The organism is Streptomyces sp. enrichment culture (assembly GCF_964273145.1).
Lineage (GTDB): Bacteria > Actinomycetota > Actinomycetes > Streptomycetales > Streptomycetaceae > Streptomyces.
Window position 1 is genome coordinate 6,177,897 of record NZ_OZ186873.1, and the last position, 22,598, is coordinate 6,200,494.

The window sequence follows — 22,598 nt, forward strand, 5'->3', positions numbered from 1 at the left end:
GCTCAGGGGCGGCCTCGCGCCGGGACCACCTCCCCGTCCCGGACCGGACCCGGCGGCGTCCCGTCGCCGAAGGGCCGGCCGCCCAGCTCCTGCCGGTGATGCGGCGTGAGCCACCCGGCCAGGTCCGGCCCCAGGGGCACGATCCCGGTGGGATTGATACCGGTGTGGACCTGGTGGTAGTGGCGCTTGATGTGGTCGAAGTCGACGGTGTCGCCGAAGCCGGGCGTCTGGAACAGGTCGCGGGCGTACGCCCACAGGACCCGGTTCTCCGTCAGCTTCCAGCGGTTGCACTTGAAGTGCCCGTGGTAGACGGCGTCGAACCGCACCAGCGTGGTGAACAGCCGGATGTCCGCCTCCGTGATCGTGTCGCCGACCAGATAGCGCCGTCCCTCGAGCCGCCGCGCGAGCAGCTCCAGCCGCCGGAACACGGCCGTGCACGCGGTCTCGTACTCCTGCTGGCCGGTGGCGAAACCCGCCCGGTACACGCCGTTGTTGACGTCCTCGTGGACCTCCGCCATCACCGTGTCGATCTCGTCCCGCAGCGCCCGCGGGTACAGGTCGGGCGCCCCCGGGCGGTGCAGCGCCGACCACTCGGTCGCCAGGTCGAGGGTGATCTGCCGGTAGTCGTTGGTGACCAGCCGTCCGCTGGGCACGTCCACGATCGCCGGAACGCTCACCCCGCCGGGGTAGCCGGTCTCCCGCCTGTCGTAGGCCTCGCCGAGGTACCGGATGCCGAGGACGGGGTCGTGGCCGCCCGGGTCGAGCGTGAACCGCCAGCTGCGGTCGTCCTGGATCGGATCGGCGATCGCCAGCGACAGGGCGTCCTCCAGGCCCAGCAGCCGCCGGGAGATCACCGCCCGGCTCGCCCACGGGCAGGCACGGCTGACCACCAGGCGGTACCGGCCGGGCTCCACCGGCCAGCCGTCCCGCCCGTCCGCGGTGATCCGGTCCGTGAAGTGGCTCCTGGACCGCTTGAACGCCTTCCTGCCGTACGCGCTGTTGCCGCCGTCCCCGCCGTCACCACTCACGCACCTCACCTCCCGGTCGTACCCGTCCGCACCCGTCGTCCGGGTGCTCTGGTGGACGCGTTCCCCGTTTTGCGCCGTCGGCACTGGTGAGCCACTCGCAAGGGAGTGTGAGCCGCGTCCGGCCGGGGCAATCGGCGAGACGTGAGCGCGACACCCTCGGATCGGCAGACGGAGCGGGAAGCGGACGGCAACGCGGTGGGGAAGACGGAGGGAACCGGAGTGGGGGACACGCAGGAGCACACGGCCGGGAAGGGGGACGGCGCAAGCGGCCGCAAGGCCGACCGGCGGACACGTGTCACCGTGCTGGTGGCGCTGGCGGCCAACCTGGTGATCGCGGTCGCCAAGGCGGTCGGCGGCCTCCTCGCCGGCTCGCCCGCCCTGCTCTCGGAGGCGGCGCACTCCGTGGCCGACAGCATGAACGAGGTGTTCCTGCTGGCCGCACTGCGCCGCAGCCGCCGCCCCGCCGACCGGCGGCACCCCTTCGGCTACGGCAAGGAGCGGTTCTTCTGGTCGCTGCTCGCGGCCGTCGGGATCTTCGTCATGGGCGGCTGCTTCTCCTACTACCAGGGCGTCGAGGCGTTCCGCAGCGGTGCCGAGGAGGAGCTCGACGGCTACGCCGCCGGTCTGATCGTGCTCGCCGTCGCCTTCGTGGCCGAGGGCGCGTCGCTCCTGCGCGCCCTGTACCAGGTGCGCCGGCAGGGCGGGTCACGCGGTCTGCGCGATCCGGCCCTGCGCACGGTGGTCGCCGAGGACGGCACGGCGGTGCTCGGGGTGACGCTGGCCTTCGCCGGCATGGTGCTGCACATGACCACCGGACAGGTGGCGTGGGAGGCGTGCGCCTCCCTGGCGATCGGCACCCTGCTGGTGTACGTCGCCTACCGGCTGGGGCGGGAGGCCCGCGACCAGCTGATCGGTGAGGCGGCCGACCCGGAGGCCAGCGGCCGGATACGGGCGCTGCTCCGGGCGCAACCGGAGATCGACAGCGTGGAAGCGCTGTTCACGATGAAGACGGGCCTCGACTCCACCTTGGTGGCCGCCCGCGTCGACCTGGTGCCCGGCCTGGACAGTGAGCGGGTCGAGGAGGTCGCCGTGCGTATCAAGCGGTCCATCGCCCGCACCGTGCCCGAGGCGCGGCAGATCTTCCTCGACGTGACCGACCGGTCGGCGCAGGAGGCACGGGAGAGCCCCGCCGCGACGGGGGAACGCGGCGGGGCCTGACTCCCGCGTGCCCGGCCGGCGCCAATTCATGCGCGCCCCGGCCGGAGACGGAACCGGAGGGAAGCAGGGGAGGGATCGGGGAAAACCGGAGACGGATCCGCCGGTCCCGCCGGGCCCGCTTACCTCCACCAGGCCCTTAAGTCCCGTCGGTCCCCTGGGTCTCAGCGGACCCAGCTCACCCCGTACACGCGGTCAGTCCCCGTCGACCGGCTCCAGGACGAAGACCGGGATCTCCCGGTCGGTCTTCTTCTGGTACTCGGCGTACGGCGGGAAGGCCGCGACGGCGCGCTCCCACCACTCGGCCCTCTCCGCACCTGTGACCTCACGGGCCGTCATGTCCCGCTTGACCGGCCCGTCCTGCAGCTCCACGTGGGGGTCGGCCTTGAGGTTGTGGTACCAGACCGGATGCTTGGGCGCCCCGCCCTGGGAGGCGACCACGGCGTAACGCCCCTCGTGCTCGACGCGCATCAGCGGCGTCTTGCGGAGCTTGCCGGACCGGGCGCCGCGGCTGGTCAGCACGATCACCGGCAGCCCCGTGTCCAGCAGCGTCGTGCCCTTCGTGCCGCCGGAGCTCTCGTACAGCTCCACCTGCTCCCGCACCCATCGTTCCGGGCTGGGCTCGTACTCACCCTCGAGTGGCATGGCGTCAGCTCCCCTCGTCGTCGCGTGGTACGGCAGGGCACCGTCGTCCCGTGCCGTTGCGTGCAAGGCCCATCCAACCGCATTCCGCCTCCGCCCGCCCGCCCGCGTCGCGGTGGCGGCGCGACACGGCGAAGGGAATGCCGGGACTTCCCGTCGTCCGGTAGCAGGATCCCGTCATGCGCATCGACATCGACAAGAACCTCTGCATCGGCGCGGGGCAGTGCGCCCTGACCGCCCCGGACGTGTTCATCCAGGACGACGACGGCTACAGCACGCTCGCCCCCGGCCGCGAGGACGGCGGCGGCAGCCCCCTGGTCCGCGAAGCCGCCCGTGCCTGCCCGGTGGGAGCCATCACCGTGTCCGGGACGGCCGGCTGACGCGGGGTGGTTCCGGCGCCCCCGGGCCGAGCCGGTGCCACCGCCGTTCACCCGCCCGGCGGGGCTCACCGGGCCCGCAGCAGGACGCGGGCCGCCTCGCGCGCCCGCGCCGCGGGTTCCGCGCTTCGCGTGATGCCCGCGGTCACCATGGCGCCCTCCGCCAGCAGGAGGAGCTGCCCGCCCAGCGCGGCGGGCAGCCCCGCCTCGGCGACCAGCCCGTCGAGGAACTCCCCGAACGCCCGCTTGTGCGCCCGCACCCGCTCCGCCACCAGGGGCGAGACCGCGCCCAGCTCGCCGTAGGCGTTGATCCACGCGCAGCCGCGGAAGTCCGGCTCGCCGAACCACCGCTCCAGCCAGTCGAAGACGGCCAGGATCCGCCGCTCCGGCTCCGCGCGCTCCCGGACGTACCGCGCCAGCCCCTCCCGCCAGCGCAGGTCCCGCCGTTCCAGGTACGCCGCCACCAGGTGCTCCTTCGCGGGGAAGAGCCGGTAGAGACGCTTGAGCGAGACACCGGAGGCGGTGCGGACGTCGTCCATGCCGACGGACCGCACACCCCGGCCGTAGAACAGTTCCTCGGCGGCGTCCAGCACCCGCTCCCGGGCGACCTCGGTGTCCATGCGGAAGACCACTCCTTGACGTGAGAACGAGCGTTCTCCTACGGTAACAGCCCTGCGGAGAACGTCCGTTCTCCAACTGTCGCCGGGGAGGACCCATGACCACCCGTCCGCCGCTGCCGCCCTTCACCCGTGAGACCGCCGCCCAGAAGGTGCAGGCCGCCGAGGACGCCTGGAACACCCGTGACCCGCACCGGGTGGCGCTCGCGTACACGGAGGACTCGGTCTGGCGCAACCGGGACACCTTCCTCACCGGACGCGCCGCCATCGTCGCGTTCCTGACCCGCAAGTGGCAGCGCGAGCGGGAGTACGCGTTGCGCAAGGACCTGTGGGCCTTCGACGGCAACCGCATCGCGGTCCGCTTCCAGTACGAGTCGCGCGACGCGGACGGCCGGTGGTGGCGCTCCTACGGCAACGAACTGTGGGAGTTCGACGAGCGCGGCCTGATGACGCGTCGTGAGGCCAGCATCGACGACGTCCCGATCGAGGAGGGCGAGCGGCGCATCCACGGCCCCCGGCCGCAGGCCGAGCGCGGGCGGCCCCTCCCGGTTCAGTAGGGTGCCCGCGTGAACGGACAGGACGCGAAGCCCTTCCTCTACGTCGTCGTCTGCGCGGCCGGGATCGCCGCGGACGTCGGCACACTCCTCACCGCCGCCCAGCGGCGCGGCTGGGAGGTCGGGGTGATCGCGACCCCGACCGCCGCGGCGGACGGCTTCTTCGACGTCGCCGCCGTCGAGGCGCGGACCGGCCGTCCGGTCCGCGCCGTGTCGCGCCGCCCCGGCGACCCGCGCCCGTTCCCGCCGCCGGACGCGGTGATCGTCGCACCGGCCACCTTCAACACCCTCAACAAGTGGGCCGCCGGCATCGCCGACACCCTCGCCGCGGGCACCCTGTGCGAGGCGTACGGGCTCGGCGTCCCCCTCGCCGTCCTGCCGTGCGTGGCCGACGCGCTGGCCGCCCACCCCGCGTACCGGGAGAGCCTGGCCCGGCTGCGCGGGATGGGCGTCCGCTTCGGCGACCCGTACGCCGGGGAGGCGGGGGAGGGCGGCGGACCGCCCGAGTTCGGCTGGGAGCGGGCGCTGGAGCTGATCGAGGGCCGGCCGGCGGCCGGGCCGTGACCGGCCGCCGGCCGGCCCGAACGCCGCCACGCGCAGCCGGCCGTCGGCCCGGCCGCCATGCCCCGGTGCGGAGGGCCCGGCCGCGCGGCGTCCGGTGACCCGGCTTCGACACGATCGTCGAGCGGGCGGACCCGAGGGCGGCACGGGCCCGGACGGTGCCGCGCGGGTCCACGCCCCGGGCGCTGAGCGGGCGTGCAGGTCGCCGTGATCTCGTATGTACTCGTCTGTAGTCGTCTGTACTCGTCTGTACGTGGAGTGCGCACGAACACGTACGCTCGCCCTCGGTACCGATCACGAAGGAGCAACGGCGACGATGCAGTATGTGAAGCTCGGTTCGACGGGCCTGGACGTGTCGCGGATCTGCCTGGGGTGCATGACCTACGGCGTCCCCGACCGCGGCGCGCACGAGTGGACCCTCGACGAGGAGGCCTCGCGCCCGCTGATCCGGCAGGCGCTGGAGGCGGGCGTCACCTTCTTCGACACGGCCAACAGCTATTCCGACGGCACCAGCGAGGAGATCGTCGGCCGGGCGCTGCGCGACTTCGCCCGCCGGGACGAGGTCGTGCTCGCCACGAAGGTGTACTTCCGGACGCGTCCCGGCCCCAACGGCGCCGGCCTGTCCCGCAAGGCGATCATGACGGAGATCGACAACAGCCTGCGGCGCCTGGGCACCGACTACGTCGACCTCTACCAGATCCACCGCTGGGACCCGCACACGCCGATCGAGGAGACGATGGAGGCGCTCCACGACCTGGTGAAGGCGGGCAAGGTGCGCTACATCGGGGCCAGTTCGATGTACGCCTGGCAGTTCTCCAAGGCCCAGTACACCGCGCAGCTCAACGGCTGGACGAAGTTCGTCTCCATGCAGAACCACTACAACCTCCTCTACCGCGAGGAGGAGCGCGAGATGCTGCCGCTCTGCGCGGACCAGGGCGTCGGTGTGCTGCCGTGGAGCCCGCTCGCGCGCGGCCGGCTCACCCGGGACTGGGACGCCACCACCGAGCGCAGCGCCACCGACTCCTTCGGCAGCAGCCTGTACCAGGAGGGCGACCGCGCCATCGTCGAGGCCGTCACCCGCATCGCCGCCGAACGCGGCGTCCCGCGCGCCCAGGTGGCCCTCGCCTGGCTGCTGCACCGGGACACGGTGACCGCGCCGATCATCGGCGCGTCCAGGCCGCAGCACCTGCAGGACGCGATGGCCGCCGTCGAACTGGAGCTGAGCGACAAGGAGATGGAGGAGCTGGAACGGCCGTACGCGCCGCACCCGGTCGCCGGCCACTGACCGCCCGCCGCCGGTCACCGGGCCCCGGTACCGAGGGAGCTGGCCTGCTCGCTGGGTGTCGCCCCGTCCACCTGCCCCGAGCGGACGCGCGCGCTGCGCAAGCGCGGAGTGATCACGGGGTTCCACGCGGCGGTCGGCCCGCGGGCGCTCAACCGCCCCGTCCAGGCGCTGCTGTCGATCCGGGTGAGCCCGCTCAGCAGGGACGTCGTCGAGGGCTTCGAGGCGTACGTCATGCCCTGCCCGAGGTCCTCTCCGCGTTCGTCGTCGCGGGCAGCGACGACTTCCTCGTCCACGTGGCCGTACCGGACGTCGACCAGCTGCACGCATTCCTCGTGGACCGTTTCAGCCGGCGCCGGGAGATCGTCGACTTCCGCAGCGACGTGATCTACCAGCACGCCAGCACACAGGTCGTCAGTCCCCTGCGGGTTCCACCGTGTGGACGGTCCGCGCGGGAGCCCGTTCCACCGGGACCGGCTCCGTGCGGCGGGCGCGGGCGGCCGTGGCTCAGGGCCCGGTGCCGGCGTCGAGCACGGTGAGGGTCACCGTGGACGCGGTGCCGCCCACGGGAACCCTGCCGCCCTTCCACGGCACCTCGAGGGCGTCCCGTTCGTCCGGCGGGGTGAGGAGCAGCGCCGCCGGGGTCGCCGCGCGGGCGCCGCTGACCTCCGGGCCGGCGAACGACAGCCCGGCCCAGGCGCTCCGGCCGGGCGGCAGTGTGACCGTTTCCGGCGAGCCGGGGGCCCGCCGCGGGTCCGGGCCCAGCTGACGGCCGGACGCGTCGACGAAGGCGGCGCCCGGATAGCCGTACAGGGTGCAGGTGCGGGACGAGACGTTGGTCAGGACGACGGGGTAGTTGCGCTGTCCGGCCCCCGGGTCGACCCGGCCGACGGACGCGCGCAGTTCGGAGCTGTGGCAGCGGCCCCCGGCCCGGGCGGAGGCGGACGCGGACCCGGCCGTGTCGCTCGCCACGGCGCCGGACGGCGACTGCGCGCCGGGGCCGGCGGGGGCGCTGCTCGCGGTGGTCGTGGGCGGGCTCGTGACGGGTGACTGCCGGGCGGCACCGGTCGTGCCACCGGCCGTGGCACCGCCGTCCGCACCGCAGGCGGTCAGTGCGCCGAGTACCGCGGCCGTGCCCGCCAGCAGGGCGGCCCGGCGCGCGGCCGGGGACGTGTTCGCCATCGCTTCTCCCCTCCAGGAGGCTCACCGCGCACGGCCGCACCCGTGTCGTCGCACGCGCCTACCCGGTCGGGTGTCCGCGGGCACCGCCGGGGAAACCCGGGCGGGTCCGAAGGGGCCCGGGGCGACGGTGCCGAGGGCGCCGGACGGCCCTCACACGTCGTCGAGCAGCCCCAGTTCGGCCCAGATCGTCTTGCCCTCGGCGGTGTGCCGGCTGCCCCAGCGCTGGGTGAGCTGCGCGACCAGGAGCAGCCCCCGCCCGCCCTCGTCCCACGTCTTGGCGCGGCGCAGGTGCGGTGCGGTGTGGCTGGTGTCGGACACCTCGCAGATCAGGGTCGCCGTGTCGTGGATCAGCCGCAGCCGGATGGGCGGGGCACCGTACCGGATGGCGTTGGTGACCAGCTCGCTCACCACCAGTTCGGCGGTGAACGACGCGTCCGTCAGGGCCCAGGCGGCCAGTTGGTCCAGGACCTGCTTGCGGATGGGCCCGACGAGGGAGGGGTCGGCGGGGATGTCCCACGTGGCGACCCGGGAGGCGGGCAGTCCCCGGGTGCGGGCCAGCAGCAGGGCCACGTCGTCGGCGGCGCCGCCCGGCGGCAGCAGGGCGTGCAGCACGCGGTCACAGGTGTCGTCGAGCGAACCGGACGAGCCGGACGGGACCGGGCCGGACGATCCGGACAGGGTCGCGCACAGCAGGTCCTGGGCGGCGTCGAGGTCCCGCAGGCGGTTCTCGATCAGCCCGTCGGTGTAGAACGCCAGTATGGTGCCCTCGGGCAGCAGCAAATCGGCCGATTCGAAAGGCAGCCCGCCCAGGCCCAGGGGAGGGCCCGACGGCAGCTCGACGAGCCGGGGCGCCCCGCCGGGCGGCACCATGACGGGCGGGGGATGCCCGGCCCGGGCCAGGGTGCAGCGCCGCGAGACCGGGTCGTACACCGCGTACAGACAGGTGGCGCCGACCTCGCCGGTACCGTCGCCGCCGGACTCCTCCGACAGTCTCAGGACCAGGTCGTCGAGGTGGGTGAGGAGTTCGTCGGGTGCCAGGTCGATGTCGGCGAGGGTACGCACGGCGGTGCGCAGCCGGCCCATGGTGGCCGAGGCCTGGATGCCGTGGCCGACGACGTCCCCGACCACCATGGCGACCCGCATCCCGGACAGCGGGATCACGTCGAACCAGTCGCCGCCCACGCCGGAACGCGCCGCCGGAAGGTAGCGCGAGGCCGCCTCCACCGCGGCGGTCGGCGGCAGGGTGCGCGGCAGCAGGCTGCGCTGCAGGGTCAGCGTCGTCTCGCGTTCACGGGAGTAGCGGCGGGCGTTGTCGATGCAGATCGCGGCGCGCGCGGTGACCTCCTCGGCCAGCAGCACGTCGTCGTGGGTGAAGGGATCCGGACGCCGGAAGCGGGTGAAGACCGCCACGCCGAGGGTGGTGCCGCGCGCCTGCAGCGGCACGGACATCGTGGAGTGGGCGTCGTGCTCCCGCGCCCGCCGGAAGCGGCCCGCGTCCCGCGCCCGCCACCGCTCCGGATCCCCGGACGGCACCGCGGCCACGATCGCGCGGCCCGCCACCAGCGAGTCGGCCTGTGGCGTGCCGGCCGGGTAGAAATCCAGACGTCCCGGCTCGGCCGTCGTCTCCGGGCAGCCCTCGGTGACCGACCGGTGGGCCGCGCGCCGCAGGCCGATCGGCGGGGCGGGCGGCTCCCCGCCGTGCTCCTGCGCGTCGAGCAGGTCGACGCCGACGAAGTCGGCGAGGGCCGGGACGCACACGTCCGCCAGCTCCTGGGCCGTGCGGGTGACGTCGAGGGTGGTGCCGATGCGCACGCTGGCCTCGTTGACCAGCTGCAGCCGCTCCCGGGCGCGGTGCTGCTCGGTGAGGTCGTGGGCGGTCACGCACAGGCCGCGCACCCGTCCGTCGTCGTCGGTCAGCGGCGCGATGCGGGCCAGCCAGGTGTCGGCGCTGCCCTCCCCGGTGGCCTTCAGATGCGCCTCGACGTCGCATCCCCGGCCGGTGTCGAGTACCCGGAGCATGTGTTTTTCGATCCCCGTGTTCTGCAGCCGGCCGCTGATGTCGGTGGGCCGCAGGCCGTGGATCCGGGCGGGCGGCAGTTCCATCAGGCGCGCCATGGCGTCGTTGACACCGCGCAGACGGAGCCGGTCGTCGAAGATCATCGTGGCGCAGGGCGACTGCCTCAGGGCCGCCGCGAGCAGCGGATCGTCCGGCCGTTCGCCGCCGCCGTCGAGCGGGGTGACGACGAGCCAGCTCGCCGGGGCGCCGTCCGTCGCCTTCCGGCGGGTGGCCAGCACCCACACCGGCACCGTACGGCCGTCGCGGTGACGCAGTGCGAGCGTGCCGCTCCAGCATTCGCCCTCGGGCGCGGGGGGTGTGGGCGCGCCGCCGTCGGCCAGCAGCCGTGCGGCGGGACGTCCCACGACGTCCGCCGCCGGGTGGCCCAGGAGACGGTAGGCGCCCTCGTTCCACTCCAGCAGAGTGCCGGAGTCGTCGATGACGGCCCGGGCCGTGTCGGCCTCGTCCAACGGGTTGACCGGGCTCATGCTCGCCACTCCACACACTCACAGTGAACGGTGTGTCACTTGGGATCCAAGCCTAGTGCGTCGCGGGCCCAAGCGGACCGGAACGTCCCACGTCCCCCCGGTTCACCGTTCCGGGGGACAGGGGAAGGCGCCGCCTCGACGGGAGGCGCGGGGCGCAAGGAGCGCACGCACCCTTGACGGACACGTGTGTCAGGGCGTCAGATTCTGTTCGTTCACGGTGAGTTGTGAGTACTTATGGGTTCCGATGAGGGAGAGTCGCCATGACGGTCACACGCAGATCGGTCCTCGCCGCCTCCGCGGCCGCACCCGCGGCCGGTGTGCTCTCGGGCGCCTCGGCGGCCCGGGCCGCCGAGGCGGCGGGTGACGCCCCGGGACGCCGGATCGTCGCCCTGCGTGACGGCTGGCGTTTCGCGCTGGTGAACCCGGGCGGGACCACCGACCCGACGGGGGAGTACGCCGGTGCCGCCGACCCGGAGTACGACGACGCGGCGTGGCGGCGGGTGGCCGTGCCGCACGACTGGAGCATCGAGCAGACGCCCACGACCGAGCACGGCACCACCAGTGGGACCGGCTTCCTCCCGGGCGGCCTCGGCTGGTACCGGCTCGCCTTCACCCTGCCGCCCTCCTTCGCCGGCAAGCGGATCTCGGTGGAGTTCGACGGCGTCTACATGGACGCGTACGTGTACTGCAACGGCAAGGAGATCGGCCGGCACCCCTACGGCTACACGGGCTTCGCCCTCGACCTCACCGGCGTGGCGCACACCGACGGCCACACCCCGAACGTCCTCGCGGTCAAGGTGCACAACCGGCTGCCCAGCAGCCGCTGGTACTCCGGCAGCGGCATCTACCGCAACGCCCGCCTCGTCGTCACCGAGCCGGTGCACGTGGCCCGCTGGGGCACGTACGTCACGACCCCGCAGGTGACGGGCGAGCGGGCCCTGGTGCGGGTGCGCACGACGGTCGTGAACGCGACGGGGACCGCCCGGCAGGTCGAGATCCGGTCGGCGGTCGAGGACTCCGACGGACGCACGGTGGCCCGCGCCACCTCCACGGCCGGCGTCGACGGCGACCACACCGAGATCCACGAACTCACCGTGTCCCGGCCCCGGTTGTGGGACTTCGCGGACCCGCACCGCTACACCCTCCGCACCGAACTGCGCGTCGCGGGCCGGACCGTGGACACCTACGACACCCCCTTCGGCATCCGCACCTTCCGCATCGACCCCGAGGAGGGCTTCCACCTCAACGGTGTCTACACCAAGATCAAGGGCGTCGACCTGCACCACGACCTCGGTGCGCTCGGCGCCGCCGTCAGCATCGACGCGGTCCGCCGCCAGATGGAGATCATGAAGTCCATGGGCGCCAACGCCCTGCGCACCTCCCACAACCCGCCCGCGCCCGAGGTGATCCGGGTCTGCGAGGAACTGGGGATCGTCCTGCTGGTGGAGGCCTTCGACTGCTGGCGCACCGGCAAGAACCCCTACGACTACGGCCGGTTCTTCGACGAGTGGTGCGAACGGGACGCCACCGAGATGGTGCGCGCGGCCCGCAACTCGCCCGCGGTGGTGATGTGGTCCATCGGCAACGAGATCCCCGACTCCACCTCCACCGCCGGACTGGCCATGGCCGACCGGATCATCGACGCGATCCGCGCCGCCGACGACACCCGTCCCCTCGTCATCGGCTCCGACAAGTACCGCCGCCTGCCCGCCAAGGGATCGCCCGCCGATCTGATGCTGGCCAAACTGGACGGCCTCGGCCTCAACTACAACACCGCGAAGTCGGTGGACGCCCTGCACGCGGCCTACCCCCACCTCTTCCTCTTCGAGTCGGAGTCCTCGTCGGAGACCTCCACCCGTGGCACGTACCAGGAGCCCGAGCACCTCAACACGGGCGAGAACCACACGCCGGGCAGGCGCGCGACCTCCTCCTACGACAACAACCTCGCCTCGTGGACGATGAGCGGCGAGTACGGCCACAAGAAGGACCGCGACCGCAAGTGGTTCGCCGGGCAGTTCCTGTGGTCGGGCATCGACTACATCGGGGAGCCCACGCCGTACGACGTCTTCCCGGTGAAGGCGTCCTTCTTCGGCGCGGTCGACACCGCCGGCTTCCCCAAGGACATGTACCACCTGTTCCGCAGCCAGTGGACCGAGGAGCCGATGGTCCACCTGGTGCCGATGACCTGGAACCACGAGCCGGGTGACACGGTCGAGGTCTGGGCGTACGCCAACGTCGACACCGTCGAGCTGTTCCTCAACGGGAAGTCCCTCGGCGTGCGCCGCTTCGACCGGAAGAAGACCCTCGACGGCCGGGAGTACCTGGAGACCACCGAGGCCACCGGCGACGACAAGACCTTCACCGACGGGCCCTGGCCGGGCAGTTACACCAGCCCCAACGGCAGTGCGGGCAAGCTCCACCTGACCTGGAAGGTGCCGTACGAGCCGGGCGAGCTCAAGGCCGTCGCCCGGCGGGCCGGCAGGGCGGTCGCCACCGACGTGCTGCGCACCGCGGGCGCCCCGCACGCGGTACGCCTGACGCCGGACCGCGCCTCCGTCGCCGCGGACGGCCGCTCGCTGGTGTTCGTGACCGCCGAGGTGACCGACCGGCACGGGGTGGTGGTGCCCGGCGCGGAGCACCTGCTCTCCTTCGAGGTGGCGGGCGGCTCGCTCGCCGGGCTCGACAACGGCCGCCAGGAGAGCGCCGAGCGCTACCAGGCGAGCACCCGCACCGCCTTCCACGGCAAGGCCCTCGCCATCGTCCGCTCCGGCACCCGCGCCGGGACGCTACGGGTGACCGCCCGCGCGGACGGGCTGCGCGCCGGCACGGCCACCGTGCGGGCCGTCCCGGCCGCCTCCCGTGCCACCACGCCCGCACCCGTGTTCCGGCCGGACCACCCCGCGCCCCACGGCCACCCGCACGCGGACGCCAGTTACTCCGGCCGCCCGGACACGCTGCCCGCCGCGATGCTCGACGGGGACCCGGCCACCGGCTGGTCCAACGGCTTCTTCAAGGCGGCCACCCCCCTGCTGCCCGCCTTCGACGGGGCCCGTGCCGAGGACTGGGTCTCGGTCGACTACGGGCGGACGCGGAGCTTCGACCGCCTGGAGGTCTCCTTCACCGTCGACGCGGGGCACAGCCTGCCCGCGACGGCCGAGGTCGCCGTCTTCGACGGCCGTGCCTGGCGGGCGGTCCGGGACGCCCGCGTCGAGTGGGCCACCGCCTCCGGCGCGCCCACCGTCATCACCTTCGGCCGGGTCCGGGGTTCGCGGCTGCGCCTCACGCTGACGAGCCGCCACCCGGACGAGCCGCGGGGAGCGATCCGCATCAGCCGGTGGGAGGCCCCCGCGGCGTGAACCGTGAGCGGTGCTCCGGGCGGGACGGTCGGGGCGGGACGAAATCACTCCCGTCCCGACCGTTGACGCCGTGACACGGCTGCAACGACCATGTCCTGCGTCCGCCTTTGGGAGCGCTCCCAAGCCGAGCGTCACCCGCCCCTCCCCTTGAGGAGCCCAGACGTGAGAAGACGCAGAACCGCCCTGCTGTCCCTGACGGCCCTGCTGGCGGGGGCGCTCACCGCGCTGCCCGCCGCGCCGGCCGGGGCCGAGGAGGTCGAACAGGTCAGGAACGGCACCTTCGACTCCGGTACCGACTCCTGGTGGACCACCGCCAACGTCACCGCGGGCGTGTCCGACGGCCGGCTGTGCGCCGACGTCCCCGGCGGTACCGCCAACCGCTGGGACGCGACCGTCGGCCAGAACGACATCGCCCTCGTCAAGGGCGAGTCCTACCGCTTCTCCTTCCACGCCGACGGCACCCCGGCCGACCACGTGGCCCGGGTCGTGGTCGGGCTGTCGGTCGCCCCGTACGACACCTACCACGAGGTGAGTCCGCAGCTCAGCGTCTCGGGTGACACCTACTCCTACACCTTCACCTCGCCCGTCGACACCGCCCAGGGGCAGGTCGCCTTCCAGCTCGGCGGCAGCGCCGAGCCCTGGCGGTTCTGCGTGGACGACGTGTCCCTGCTGGGCGGGGTGCCGCCCGAGCGGTACGAGCCCGACACCGGCCCCCGGGTCCGCGTCAACCAGGTCGCCTACCTGCCGGCCGGGCCGAAGAACGCCACCCTCGTCACCGACGCCACCACCCGGCTGCCCTGGCAGCTGCGGAACGGCGACGGCACGGTGGTCGCCCGCGGCTGGAGCGTGCCGCGCGGCACCGACGCCTCCTCCGGGCAGAACGTCCACTCCATCGACTTCGGCGGATACAAGGCGCGCGGCCGGGACTTCACGCTGGTCGCCGACGGGGAGACCAGCCGGCCGTTCGACATCGGCACGGACGCGTACGAGCGGCTGAGCGTGGACGCCGCGAAGTTCTACTACACCCAGCGCAGCGGCCTGGAGATACGGGACGACCTGCGTCCGGGCTACGGCCGCGCGGCCGGGCACGTGGGCGTGGCGCCCAACCAGGGCGACACCGACGTACCGTGCCAACCCGGCGTGTGCGACTACCGCCTCGACGTCTCCGGCGGCTGGTACGACGCCGGCGACCACGGCAAGTACGTCGTCAACGCGGGCATCTCCGTGTGGGAGCTGCTGAGCACCTACGAGCGCGCGCTGCACGCCCGCACCGGGCGGCCGGAGAAGTTCCGCGACGGCTCGCTCGCCATCCCCGAGAGCGGCAACAAGGTGCCCGACCTGCTCGACGAGGTCCGCTGGGAGCTGGACTTCCTGCTGAAGATGCAGGTCCCGGACGGGCAACCGCTGGCCGGCATGGCCCACCACAAGGTCCACGACGAGAACTGGACCGGCCTGCCGCTGCTGCCCGGCGACGACCCGCAGAAGCGCGAACTGCACCCGCCGACCACCGCGGCCACCCTCAACCTGGCCGCCGCGGCCGCCCAGGCGGCCCGCCTGTACAAGCCCTACGACCCCGAGTTCGCCGCCGAGGCGCTCGCCGCGGCCCGCGAGGCCTGGGCGGCGGCCCGGGCGCACCCGGACGTCTACGCGGACGAGAACGACGGCATCGGCGGCGGGGCCTACCCGGACCGGAACGTCGAGGACGAGTTCTACTGGGCGGCGGCCGAGCTCTACCTCACCACCGGCGAGAGGCAGTTCGCGGACCACGTGCTGAACTCCCCGGTCCACACCGCCGACGTCTTCGGCCCGATCGGCTTCGACTGGGCGCGCACCGCGGCGGCGGCCCGCCTGGACCTGGCCACCGTGCCGAGCCGGCTCCCCGGCCGGGACAAGGTCCGCCACTCCGTCGTCCGGGGCGCCGACCGCTACCTGGCCACCCTGAAGGCCCACCCGTACGGCATGCCGTACGCCCCCGACGGCAACCGGTACGACTGGGGCTCCACCCACCAGATGCTGAACAACGCGGTCGTGCTGGCCAGTGCCTACGACATCACGGGCGGCTCGAAGTACCGCGACGGCGCGGTCCAGGGCATGGACTACGTCCTCGGCCGCAACGCGCTGAACATCTCCTACGTCACCGGCTACGGAGAGGTCAGCTCGCACAACCAGCACAGCCGCTGGTACGCCCGCCAGCTCGACCCGAAGCTGCCGAACCCGCCGGCCGGTTCGCTCGCCGGCGGCCCCAACTCGAGCATCCAGGACCCCGTGGCCCAGAGCAGGCTCCAGGGCTGCGTCGGCCAGTTCTGCTACATCGACGACATCCAGTCCTGGTCGACCAACGAGATCACCATCAACTGGAACGCGGCCCTGACCTGGATGGCGTCCTTCGTGGCGGACCAGGGCTGACCGCACGGCCCGCGCGGCCCGCACCGTCCGTCCCGCCGTGCGGCGGCCCCAGCCGCCGCCGCACGGTCCGGCCGCTCCGGGGTACCACCGCATCGGCCCTGCGACCTGCTGTTATTTACGGTGCAGTACCCGCGCGGTACCGTGAGGGCATGCCAGCTCTGAACGTGGAGTTCAGCGACCGCGAACTGGAGGATCTGCGGCAGATCGCCAAGGAGCGCGGTACGTCGATGAAGGCCCTCGTGCGCGAGGCCGCCGCCGCCGACATAGCGCGGCACCGGGCGCTGCAGGAGGGCGCGGAGGCGTTCCGCCGGTTCTTCGCCGCCCACGCCGAGGAGTTCGCCGCCGCCTTCCCCGACGACGAACCGCCCGCCGAGGGCGAGGGCCGGGCCACCTGATCCATGGCGCCCGTCCTCCACATCGACGTGCCCTGGCTGCTCCAGCGCCACGAGGAGGTCCTGCCGGACCGGCCCGTGATCGACGACTTCTCCGCGCTGGCCGCCGCCGTCGCCCGGCACCGCGTCGACCCGCCCCGCCCCGGCGTCGACTCCGACCCGGCCTGGCGGGCCGCCGCCCTGCTGCACACCCTCGCCGTGCTCAAACCCCTGCCGTCGGCCAACGCCCGCTTCGCCTGCGCGACGGCGGTGGCGTACATGTCCGTCAGCGGCGTCGGCATCGACCCGCCCCGCGGTGCCCTCGTCGGCCTCGCCCGCGACCTGATGTCCGGCACGGCCGACGTCTACGGGGCCGCCGACCGGCTGCGGTCCTGGCAGCTCTGAGGAGCCGGGGGAGAAGGGGCGCGCCGGAGAGCGGGCCGGTCCGGCGGTGCCCTCCACGAGGCCGGCGGGGGCGGCGCGGACGCTCAGCCCGCGCGCACGCCCGGCGCCCCGGCGGGCTCCGCACCCGGGCCGGTGATCGGCGGCACCGGCACCTCCACGGTCCGGACCAGCCGTGCGCCCTCGGGCCCGTAGGCCGCCCGGGGTTCGGGGAACAGCCGCAGCAGCGCGAGGAAGAGCACGGCCGCCACGGCCAGCGACAGCGGCAGGCCGATGTCGACGCCCCCCGCCAGCCCGCCCAGCGGTCCCACGAACTGGCCGGGGATGTGGGTGAACAGCACACCCGTCAGCGCCGCCGCCCACCAGGCGGTCAGGCCCCGCCAGTTCCAGCCGTGCGTGAACCAGTAACGTCCGCCGCGCTGACGGCGGTTGAACACCTGGAGCGCCTCCGGGTCGTACCAGCCGCGCCGGGTGAAGTAGCCCAGCGTCATCACGACCATCCACGGCGAGGTGCAGGTGATGATCACGGTGGCGAACGTCGAGATGGACCGCACCAGGTTCAGCCCGAACCGCCCGGCGAAGATGAACGCGATCGACACCGCGCCGACCAGCAGCGTCGCCCGCACCCGGGACAGCCGCGGGAACACCGAGGAGAAGTCCAGGCCGGTGCCGTACAGCGCGGTCGTGCCCGTCGACATGCCGCCGATCAGCGCCAGCAGACACACCGGCAGGAAGAACCAGCCCGGCGAGACCGCCAGCAGCCCGCCCACGAAGTCGGGGGCGGCCGGGTCGACGTACTCCGGCGCCTTCGTGGCGATGATGCTCGCCGTCGACAGGCCGAAGAGGAACGGCAGCAGCGTCGCGATCTGCGACAGGAACGCGGCGCCGACCACCCGGCGGCGCGGCGTGCTCGCGGGGATGTAACGCGACCAGTCGCCGAGGAAGGCGCCGAACGACACCGGGTTCGACAGCACGATCAGCGCGGCTGCGATGAACGACGGCCAGAACAGCGCCTGCGTGCCGGCGTCCGCCGTGTCCGTGAAGACGCCCGGGTACGACGGGTCGAAGTCGCCGGCGAAGGCGAGGGCGCCGAGCAGGAACAGCGTGCTCGCCGTCGTCACCGCGATCTTGTTGACGAACAGCATGAACCGGAAGCCGAACACGCACACCGCGAGCACCAGCCCCGCGAACAGCGCGTACGCGACGGCGTACGACAGGTTCCCCCGCTCCAGCCCGAAGAGCCGGTGCGCGCCGCCGACCAGGGCGTCGCCGGAGCTCCACACCGAGAGGGAGAAGAACGCGACGGCCGTCAGCAGCGACAGGAACGAACCCACCACGCGGCCGTGCACACCCAGGTGGGCGGAGGAGGAGACGGCGTTGTTGGTGCCGTTGACCGGGCCGAACAGCGCCATCGGGCACAGGATCAGCGCGCCCGCGACGACACCGAGGAGGGTGGCGGCGAGGCCCTGCGGGAAGGAGAGGCCGAACAGGATCGGGAAGGCGCCAAGGACGCAGGTGGAGAAGGTGTTGGCGCCTCCGAAGGCGAGCCGGAACAGGTCGAACGGGGTGGCGGTGCGCTCGGCGTCGGGGATGCGGTCGACGCCGTGGGCCTCCACCTCCGTCAGGGACGGGGGCGGTGTGGCGGGGGAGGGGGACTGCGAGGGCTGCGGCGGCAAAGGAGCTCCAGCGGGGGACATGGCGGTGGGCGCGCTGCGGCGCGGCGGTGCGAACGGCCGCTCGCCGCCGCCGGGCCGGGCCGGGCGACGGTGTCGGGTCAGGCGACGCTAAGGCGGCGTGCGCGTGCGCGGCCAGGGGGCGGATCATCCATCTTTCGCACCGCGGATGTGCGGATCGGCCATGCCCCCGGCGAGCCGGCCGCCGGGGCGCGCAGCCGTGTCGCGTGACCGGACGAACGGCTCGGGCGACATGTTTCCGGCCTATTACAGAGCGCGGGGATCACGCCATCCGGCCGGTTCCAGCGATCAGGAATCGCTCGAAATCGGCATGGGAACGTTCGAACTCGGTAACATCGCGCCACTGATTCAATACGCAAGGTTACCTAAACCCGCAGGGTCGATGTGAGTTCCGACGGCGGACTCGGCAGACTCGCGCTCGCCGTTCCGGCACCCGACCGGGCCGGACCGGCGACCCGTCGAATCGAGCGGAAGGATGCACACGATGCGGAACACCGCGCGCCGGGCGACGACCCTCGGCCTCACGGCCGCCACCGTCCTCGGGCCCCTGACCGGGGCCGCCCTCGCCGCCCCGGACCACACCCCCTCCTCGCTCCACGCCCCCTCGGCCCTGGTGCTCACCGTCGGCCGCGGCGAGAGCGCGGCCACCGCCACCCCCCTTCGCGCGGTCACCCTGACCTGCGCCCCGCGGCCCTTCGGCACCCATCCGGCCCCCGGTCCGGCCTGCGCCGAACTGCGTGCCGCCGATGGGGACCCGGACGCCCTGGCGGCCGGTGACGCGGTGCTGTGCACCAAGGAGTACGACCCCGTCGTCGTCACCGTCGACGGGGTTTGGCAGGGCCGGCGCGTCTCCTACGAGCGCACCTTCGCCAACGACTGCGTGAGACACGCCCACGGAGCGGACGTCTTCGCGTTCTGAGGACCGGCACCGCGCGGCGCCCGTGCCGTGTCAGGGACCCGTTGCTGGGGAGTGCGGGTCCGGACACGGGCCCGCGCGGTGCCACACCGGGGGCGGCGGACGGAGTGGGGCCGTCCGCCGCCCCCGGAACCACGCGTCAGTCCGACCGGGGCCGCTCGCCGGAGGCGGGGCCCTCACCGGCCCGGGACCGGGCGCGGTGGCTGGTGTCGCACCAGGGGTAGCGGCGGCTGCGGCGGCAGGTGCACAGGGCGACCCGGAAGCGGTCGGAGGACACCGTCGTACCGTCCTCCAACTCCACCTCCACCGGGCCCTCCACCAGCAGCGGGCCCCGGCGCCGGACGGTGATCCGGCGGGGGGCGTCAGACGGGGAGTTCGGCACGGACGACCACCAGCTCTTCCTTGTTGTCCGCCGCGGACAGCAGTCCCCGCTGCCGCAGCCAGCCTTCCCGGCTCCGCAGCACGGGGCCGAACGAGATCCGCTGCCGCCGGGTCACCGCCGCCTTCAGACCGGCCCCGCGCAGATGCCCGACGGTCCGGCCGGGATCGCTGAGCGCGGACTGCACGATCAGCAGCACCCCGCCGGGACGCAGCAGGGCGGGGCCCTCCCGGCAGATGCGGTCCAGAACGAGGCGGCCGTCGTGCCCGGCGTCCCAGGCCCGGGCCGCGCCGCGCGGCCGGATCCCGCCGTCCGGTGCCGGCACGTACGGCGGATTGGCCAGGATCAGGTCGAACGACTCGCCGCGGACCGGTTCGAAGAGGTTGCCGCGCCGCACCCGGACCGGCAGCCCGGCCAGCAGGGCGTTCAGGCGGGCGACGCACACCGCCCGCCGGGACAGGTCCACGGCGGTCACCCGGCCGCCCCGCCGCGCGGCCCGCAGCGCCAGCGCGCCGGAGCCGGTTCCCACGTCGAGGACGTCCGCCCCCGCGGGGAACGGCTCGTCGGACAGCGCCCCGGCCAGCAGCTCCGTGTCCTCCTGAGGGGCGTACACGCCCGGTAGCACCAAGGGATTCACACGCCCCGGGTACCCCGGGGATCAAAAAGTATGGGCCGCCGGCACCTCGGCGGACAGGGACGTGCGCAGGGCGGACCGGCCCGCCCGCCAGTCCGCGAGCAGGCGCGCGGCGAAGCGGTCCTCCACCACGGCGGTGGCGTCGATCCCGAAGACCACGTCCGGGGCCAGGTGCGGCTCCTCCTCCAGCAGGCCGCCGATCACCTCGTGGCGCACCACCTGCTCGTGGACCGCGTCGGCCTCGACGTGCTCGTCGTAGAAGTGCTCGGCGGCGGGTCCGGCGCCGGTGCGGCGCATCGCCTCGGCCAGCCGCCGGGAACCGGGGGAGGAGGTGATCTCGACCGAGGCGAAGTGGCCCACGAGGGCGCCCCGCAGGCTGCGGTGCAGGCCGAAGAGGGACATGAGGTTCACCGTGGCGAGGGCCTCCGCGGACGCCGCGTCCAGGTAATGCCCGTACGTGGTGTCCAGACCCAGGTCCGTCATCAGGTCCGCGAACAGGCGGGCGTGGACGCGGTCGGGACGGCCGCCCCCGTACTCGTCGAACTCCACCGCCGCCATCGCCGCCTTGGCCCGGCCGTGCAGCCGGGGCAGTACCCAGGCGTGCGGGTCCGCCTCCTTCAGGTGGTACAGGGACCGCAGGGCCGCGTACTCGCGCAGGTGCCACAGCTCGCCCTCGTCGCGCAGGAAGTGGGTGACGCCCGAGCCGTCGACCGGTTCGACGAGGAGGTCGGCGACCGCGTCCTCGACGCTCGCGTGCGCCCGGGTGCCGGCGCGCAGCGCGGACAGGAAGCGGTGCTCCAGAGCGGCGCGGGTGCGCAGCAGGTCGGGGTCCCACTCGCGGTCCGCGGACACGCCCGCGAAACCGCGGTAGTGCAGCTCGTAGCAGACGTAGAGGGCGAGTTGGAGATCGTCGCCGTACGGGGACGCGGCGGCGGCGGTCTCGGGGCGGGGCAGCGGGCCCGCGCCCAGCAGGTACTCGGTGACTGCGGCGGAGAGCGGTCCGCGGGCCGCCGGCAGCCGGGGTTCTTCGCGGTCGTGGTCCAGATCCATGGCCTGCGGGTACCCGGGCACGGCGGGAGCCCACCTCCCCTCCCGGACACGCGCGGGCGGCGGCGGGCCGTACGGGCCGCCGCCGCCCGCGCCGGGGCCGTGCGGTGATCAGTCGCCGCGGGCCTGTTCCTGCGCCTGGACGTTGGGCGTGACGGTGTCCCCGGCCTCGCCCCGGTGCCGCCGTTCCCCCTCGGACTCCGGGGAGCGCGTCTCGGCGTCCTCCACCTCGCGCAGCACCTCCTCCAGCGCCGTCCGGGGCTCCTTGCGGCCGTGGTCCTCCTCGTGGGACACGGTGTCTCCTTCCTGTCGTTCCTGTCGTTCCTGTCGTGCCGGCGTCTTTCCGCGGGCCGGGCCTCAGCGGGTCGTGGTCGCGATGCGCAGGGGCACCGGGTCCGGGGGAGACTCCTCGTCACCGCGCCGGGTGATCTCCGCCCACCAGGACGGGCCGTCCTCGATGTGGCGCAGCAGGACGCCCTCCCGGATCGCCCACGGGCAGATCGTCACCGTGCGCACTCCCGTCAGCTTCATCGCCGTGTGCCCGACCACCGCGCCCGCCAGGCTCTGCGCGGCCCGGGGCGCGGAGATGCCGGGCAGCCGGGCCCGCTCGGCGGCGGGCAGGGCGGCCAGCCGGCCGATCGCCCGCCGCAGGTCCGCGCAGTGCAGCTCACGCTCCACGAACGGCCCGTGCCGTCCGGGCGCGGCCCCGCACAACCGCCCCAGCTGCTGGAAGGTGCGCGAGGTCATCACCGCGGTGCGCGGGCCCTCCCACCGGATCCGGGCCGCCACGTCCCGCAGCTGGTGGCGCACCCGGCGGCGCAGCGCCCGCACCAGCTCCGGCGGCGGCGGGTCGAAGCCCTCGAAGAACTCGTGGGTGAGCCGGGCCGCGCCGAGCGGCAGCGAGGCCACGAAGTCCGGCAGCCGGCCCCGGCCGAAGGCCACCTCCAGCGAGCCGCCGCCGATGTCGAGCAGGGCGAGCGGGCCCGCACGCCAGCCCATCCAGCGCCGGGCCCCGAGGAACGTCAGCTCCGCCTCCACCTCGCCCGGCAACGTGCACAGGGCGACCCCGGTGCGGGAGCGGACGGTGCGCAGCACCTCCTGCCGGTTCGGGGCGGCCCGCACCACGGCGGTCGCGAAGGCCAGCGGGCCGGCCGCGCCCCAGCGGGCCGCGGTCCCGCTCGCCTCCGCGACCGCGTCGGCCAGCCGCTCGACCGCCTCCTGGGGGACCGGTTCCCCCGGTCTGACCTGCTCCGACAACCGCAGTCGCCACTTGGCGGTGTGCACCGGCAGCGGCACCCCGCCCTCCGCGTCCGCCACCACCAGCCGGACCGCGTTCGATCCGACGTCCACCACGCTGATTCGCATGTTCCGGCAAGTACCCACTCGGCGGG

The 22,598-nt window shown here is 73.8% G+C and carries 23 protein-coding genes; 11 read left to right on the top strand and 12 right to left on the bottom strand.

All coding sequences use genetic code 11. The annotated features are described in order from the left end of the window. Positions 1-2: 2 nt before the first annotated feature. Positions 3-1,028 (bottom strand): glutathione S-transferase family protein, encoded by a 1,026-nt coding sequence (locus ACSU6Z_RS27400; RefSeq protein WP_437049626.1) that lies wholly within the window; start codon positions 1,026-1,028, stop codon positions 3-5. Between the two features lie 219 nt (positions 1,029-1,247). Between ACSU6Z_RS27400 and ACSU6Z_RS27405 the strand changes: the two genes are divergently transcribed. Further along, positions 1,248-2,246 (top strand): cation diffusion facilitator family transporter, encoded by a 999-nt coding sequence (locus ACSU6Z_RS27405; RefSeq protein WP_437049628.1) that lies wholly within the window; start codon positions 1,248-1,250, stop codon positions 2,244-2,246. A gap of 192 nt (positions 2,247-2,438) precedes the next feature. On the opposite strand, the gene ACSU6Z_RS27410 is transcribed toward ACSU6Z_RS27405, so the two are convergent. Beyond that, positions 2,439-2,888, bottom strand: coding sequence for a nitroreductase family deazaflavin-dependent oxidoreductase (locus ACSU6Z_RS27410; RefSeq protein ID WP_437049630.1), 450 nt, complete (start codon positions 2,886-2,888; stop codon positions 2,439-2,441). 176 nt (positions 2,889-3,064) lie between these two features. On the opposite strand from ACSU6Z_RS27410, the gene ACSU6Z_RS27415 reads away from it, so the two are divergent. Further along, positions 3,065-3,265 carry a ferredoxin gene (locus tag ACSU6Z_RS27415; RefSeq protein WP_437049632.1) on the top strand — a complete coding sequence of 67 codons (201 nt, stop codon included), beginning with the start codon at positions 3,065-3,067 and terminating at the stop codon, positions 3,263-3,265. Positions 3,266-3,330: 65 nt separating this feature from the next. Here ACSU6Z_RS27415 and ACSU6Z_RS27420 read toward each other — a convergent pair whose 3' ends face one another. Continuing rightward, entirely contained in the window at positions 3,331-3,882 is a 552-nt protein-coding gene (locus ACSU6Z_RS27420) for a TetR/AcrR family transcriptional regulator (protein WP_437049634.1), read from the bottom strand. 95 nt (positions 3,883-3,977) lie between these two features. On the opposite strand from ACSU6Z_RS27420, the gene ACSU6Z_RS27425 reads away from it, so the two are divergent. The 3 genes from ACSU6Z_RS27425 to ACSU6Z_RS27435 all read left to right on the top strand — a co-directional run bounded on the left by ACSU6Z_RS27425 (position 3,978) and on the right by ACSU6Z_RS27435 (position 6,279). Beyond that, entirely contained in the window at positions 3,978-4,436 is a 459-nt protein-coding gene (locus tag ACSU6Z_RS27425; protein ID WP_437049636.1) for a nuclear transport factor 2 family protein, read from the top strand. A gap of 9 nt (positions 4,437-4,445) precedes the next feature. Beyond that, the gene (locus ACSU6Z_RS27430; RefSeq protein WP_437049638.1) at positions 4,446-4,997 is read left to right on the top strand and encodes a flavoprotein; all 552 of its coding nucleotides are present in this window, start codon (positions 4,446-4,448) and stop codon (positions 4,995-4,997) included. Positions 4,998-5,310: 313 nt separating this feature from the next. Next, the gene (locus ACSU6Z_RS27435; RefSeq protein WP_437049640.1) at positions 5,311-6,279 is read left to right on the top strand and encodes an aldo/keto reductase; all 969 of its coding nucleotides are present in this window, start codon (positions 5,311-5,313) and stop codon (positions 6,277-6,279) included. Between the two features lie 14 nt (positions 6,280-6,293). Here the strand turns inward: ACSU6Z_RS27435 and ACSU6Z_RS27440 are convergent, their stop codons facing one another. Then, positions 6,294-6,602: a hypothetical protein gene (locus tag ACSU6Z_RS27440; RefSeq protein ID WP_437049642.1), complete on the bottom strand. Its 309-nt coding sequence runs from the start codon at positions 6,600-6,602 to the stop codon at positions 6,294-6,296. On the opposite strand from ACSU6Z_RS27440, the gene ACSU6Z_RS27445 reads away from it, so the two are divergent. Next, positions 6,573-6,815 (top strand): hypothetical protein, encoded by a 243-nt coding sequence (locus tag ACSU6Z_RS27445; protein ID WP_437049644.1) that lies wholly within the window; start codon positions 6,573-6,575, stop codon positions 6,813-6,815. The two genes, ACSU6Z_RS27440 and ACSU6Z_RS27445, sit on opposite strands and share 30 nt — an antisense overlap. Here the strand turns inward: ACSU6Z_RS27445 and ACSU6Z_RS27450 are convergent. Further along, on the bottom strand, positions 6,784-7,458 hold the full coding sequence (locus ACSU6Z_RS27450) for a DUF4232 domain-containing protein (protein WP_437049646.1): 675 nt from the start codon (positions 7,456-7,458) through the stop codon (positions 6,784-6,786). The two genes, ACSU6Z_RS27445 and ACSU6Z_RS27450, sit on opposite strands and share 32 nt — an antisense overlap. 150 nt (positions 7,459-7,608) lie before the next feature. Further along, the gene (locus tag ACSU6Z_RS27455; RefSeq protein WP_437049648.1) at positions 7,609-10,002 is read right to left on the bottom strand and encodes a SpoIIE family protein phosphatase; all 2,394 of its coding nucleotides are present in this window, start codon (positions 10,000-10,002) and stop codon (positions 7,609-7,611) included. A 260-nt stretch (positions 10,003-10,262) separates the two neighbouring features. On the opposite strand from ACSU6Z_RS27455, the gene ACSU6Z_RS27460 reads away from it, so the two are divergent. From ACSU6Z_RS27460 to ACSU6Z_RS27475, 4 genes are all read left to right on the top strand, one after another. After that, positions 10,263-13,358, top strand: a complete 3,096-nt coding sequence (locus ACSU6Z_RS27460) for a glycoside hydrolase family 2 TIM barrel-domain containing protein (RefSeq protein ID WP_437049649.1) — start codon at positions 10,263-10,265, stop codon at positions 13,356-13,358. A 162-nt stretch (positions 13,359-13,520) separates the two neighbouring features. Continuing rightward, a complete protein-coding gene (locus tag ACSU6Z_RS27465; RefSeq protein WP_437049651.1) occupies positions 13,521-15,764 on the top strand; it encodes a glycoside hydrolase family 9 protein in 2,244 nt (747 codons plus the stop codon). A gap of 149 nt (positions 15,765-15,913) precedes the next feature. Further along, positions 15,914-16,159 carry a hypothetical protein gene (locus ACSU6Z_RS27470; protein WP_437049652.1) on the top strand — a complete coding sequence of 82 codons (246 nt, stop codon included), beginning with the start codon at positions 15,914-15,916 and terminating at the stop codon, positions 16,157-16,159. A gap of 3 nt (positions 16,160-16,162) precedes the next feature. Continuing rightward, positions 16,163-16,540: a toxin Doc gene (locus ACSU6Z_RS27475; protein WP_437049654.1), complete on the top strand. Its 378-nt coding sequence runs from the start codon at positions 16,163-16,165 to the stop codon at positions 16,538-16,540. Between the two features lie 83 nt (positions 16,541-16,623). Here ACSU6Z_RS27475 and ACSU6Z_RS27480 read toward each other — a convergent pair whose 3' ends face one another. Further along, complete coding sequence (locus tag ACSU6Z_RS27480; RefSeq protein WP_437049656.1) at positions 16,624-18,234, bottom strand: purine-cytosine permease family protein; 1,611 nt, start codon at positions 18,232-18,234, stop codon at positions 16,624-16,626. Between the two features lie 481 nt (positions 18,235-18,715). On the opposite strand from ACSU6Z_RS27480, the gene ACSU6Z_RS27485 reads away from it, so the two are divergent. Next, positions 18,716-19,150 (top strand): subtilase-type protease inhibitor, encoded by a 435-nt coding sequence (locus tag ACSU6Z_RS27485; protein ID WP_437049658.1) that lies wholly within the window; start codon positions 18,716-18,718, stop codon positions 19,148-19,150. A gap of 136 nt (positions 19,151-19,286) precedes the next feature. Here ACSU6Z_RS27485 and ACSU6Z_RS27490 read toward each other — a convergent pair whose 3' ends face one another. The 5 genes from ACSU6Z_RS27490 to ACSU6Z_RS27510 form a co-directional block, all read right to left on the bottom strand. After that, entirely contained in the window at positions 19,287-19,529 is a 243-nt protein-coding gene (locus tag ACSU6Z_RS27490; RefSeq protein WP_437049660.1) for a CDGSH iron-sulfur domain-containing protein, read from the bottom strand. Beyond that, entirely contained in the window at positions 19,510-20,139 is a 630-nt protein-coding gene (locus tag ACSU6Z_RS27495) for a HemK2/MTQ2 family protein methyltransferase (RefSeq protein WP_437049661.1), read from the bottom strand. The genes ACSU6Z_RS27490 and ACSU6Z_RS27495 overlap by 20 nt, the downstream gene beginning before the upstream one ends. Before the next feature lie 45 nt (positions 20,140-20,184). Then, on the bottom strand, positions 20,185-21,204 hold the full coding sequence (locus ACSU6Z_RS27500) for an iron-containing redox enzyme family protein (protein ID WP_437050509.1): 1,020 nt from the start codon (positions 21,202-21,204) through the stop codon (positions 20,185-20,187). A gap of 114 nt (positions 21,205-21,318) precedes the next feature. Continuing rightward, the gene (locus ACSU6Z_RS27505) at positions 21,319-21,501 is read right to left on the bottom strand and encodes a hypothetical protein (protein WP_437049663.1); all 183 of its coding nucleotides are present in this window, start codon (positions 21,499-21,501) and stop codon (positions 21,319-21,321) included. 63 nt (positions 21,502-21,564) lie between these two features. Then, positions 21,565-22,572 (bottom strand): Ppx/GppA phosphatase family protein, encoded by a 1,008-nt coding sequence (locus ACSU6Z_RS27510; RefSeq protein WP_437049665.1) that lies wholly within the window; start codon positions 22,570-22,572, stop codon positions 21,565-21,567. Positions 22,573-22,598: the final 26 nt, after the last annotated feature.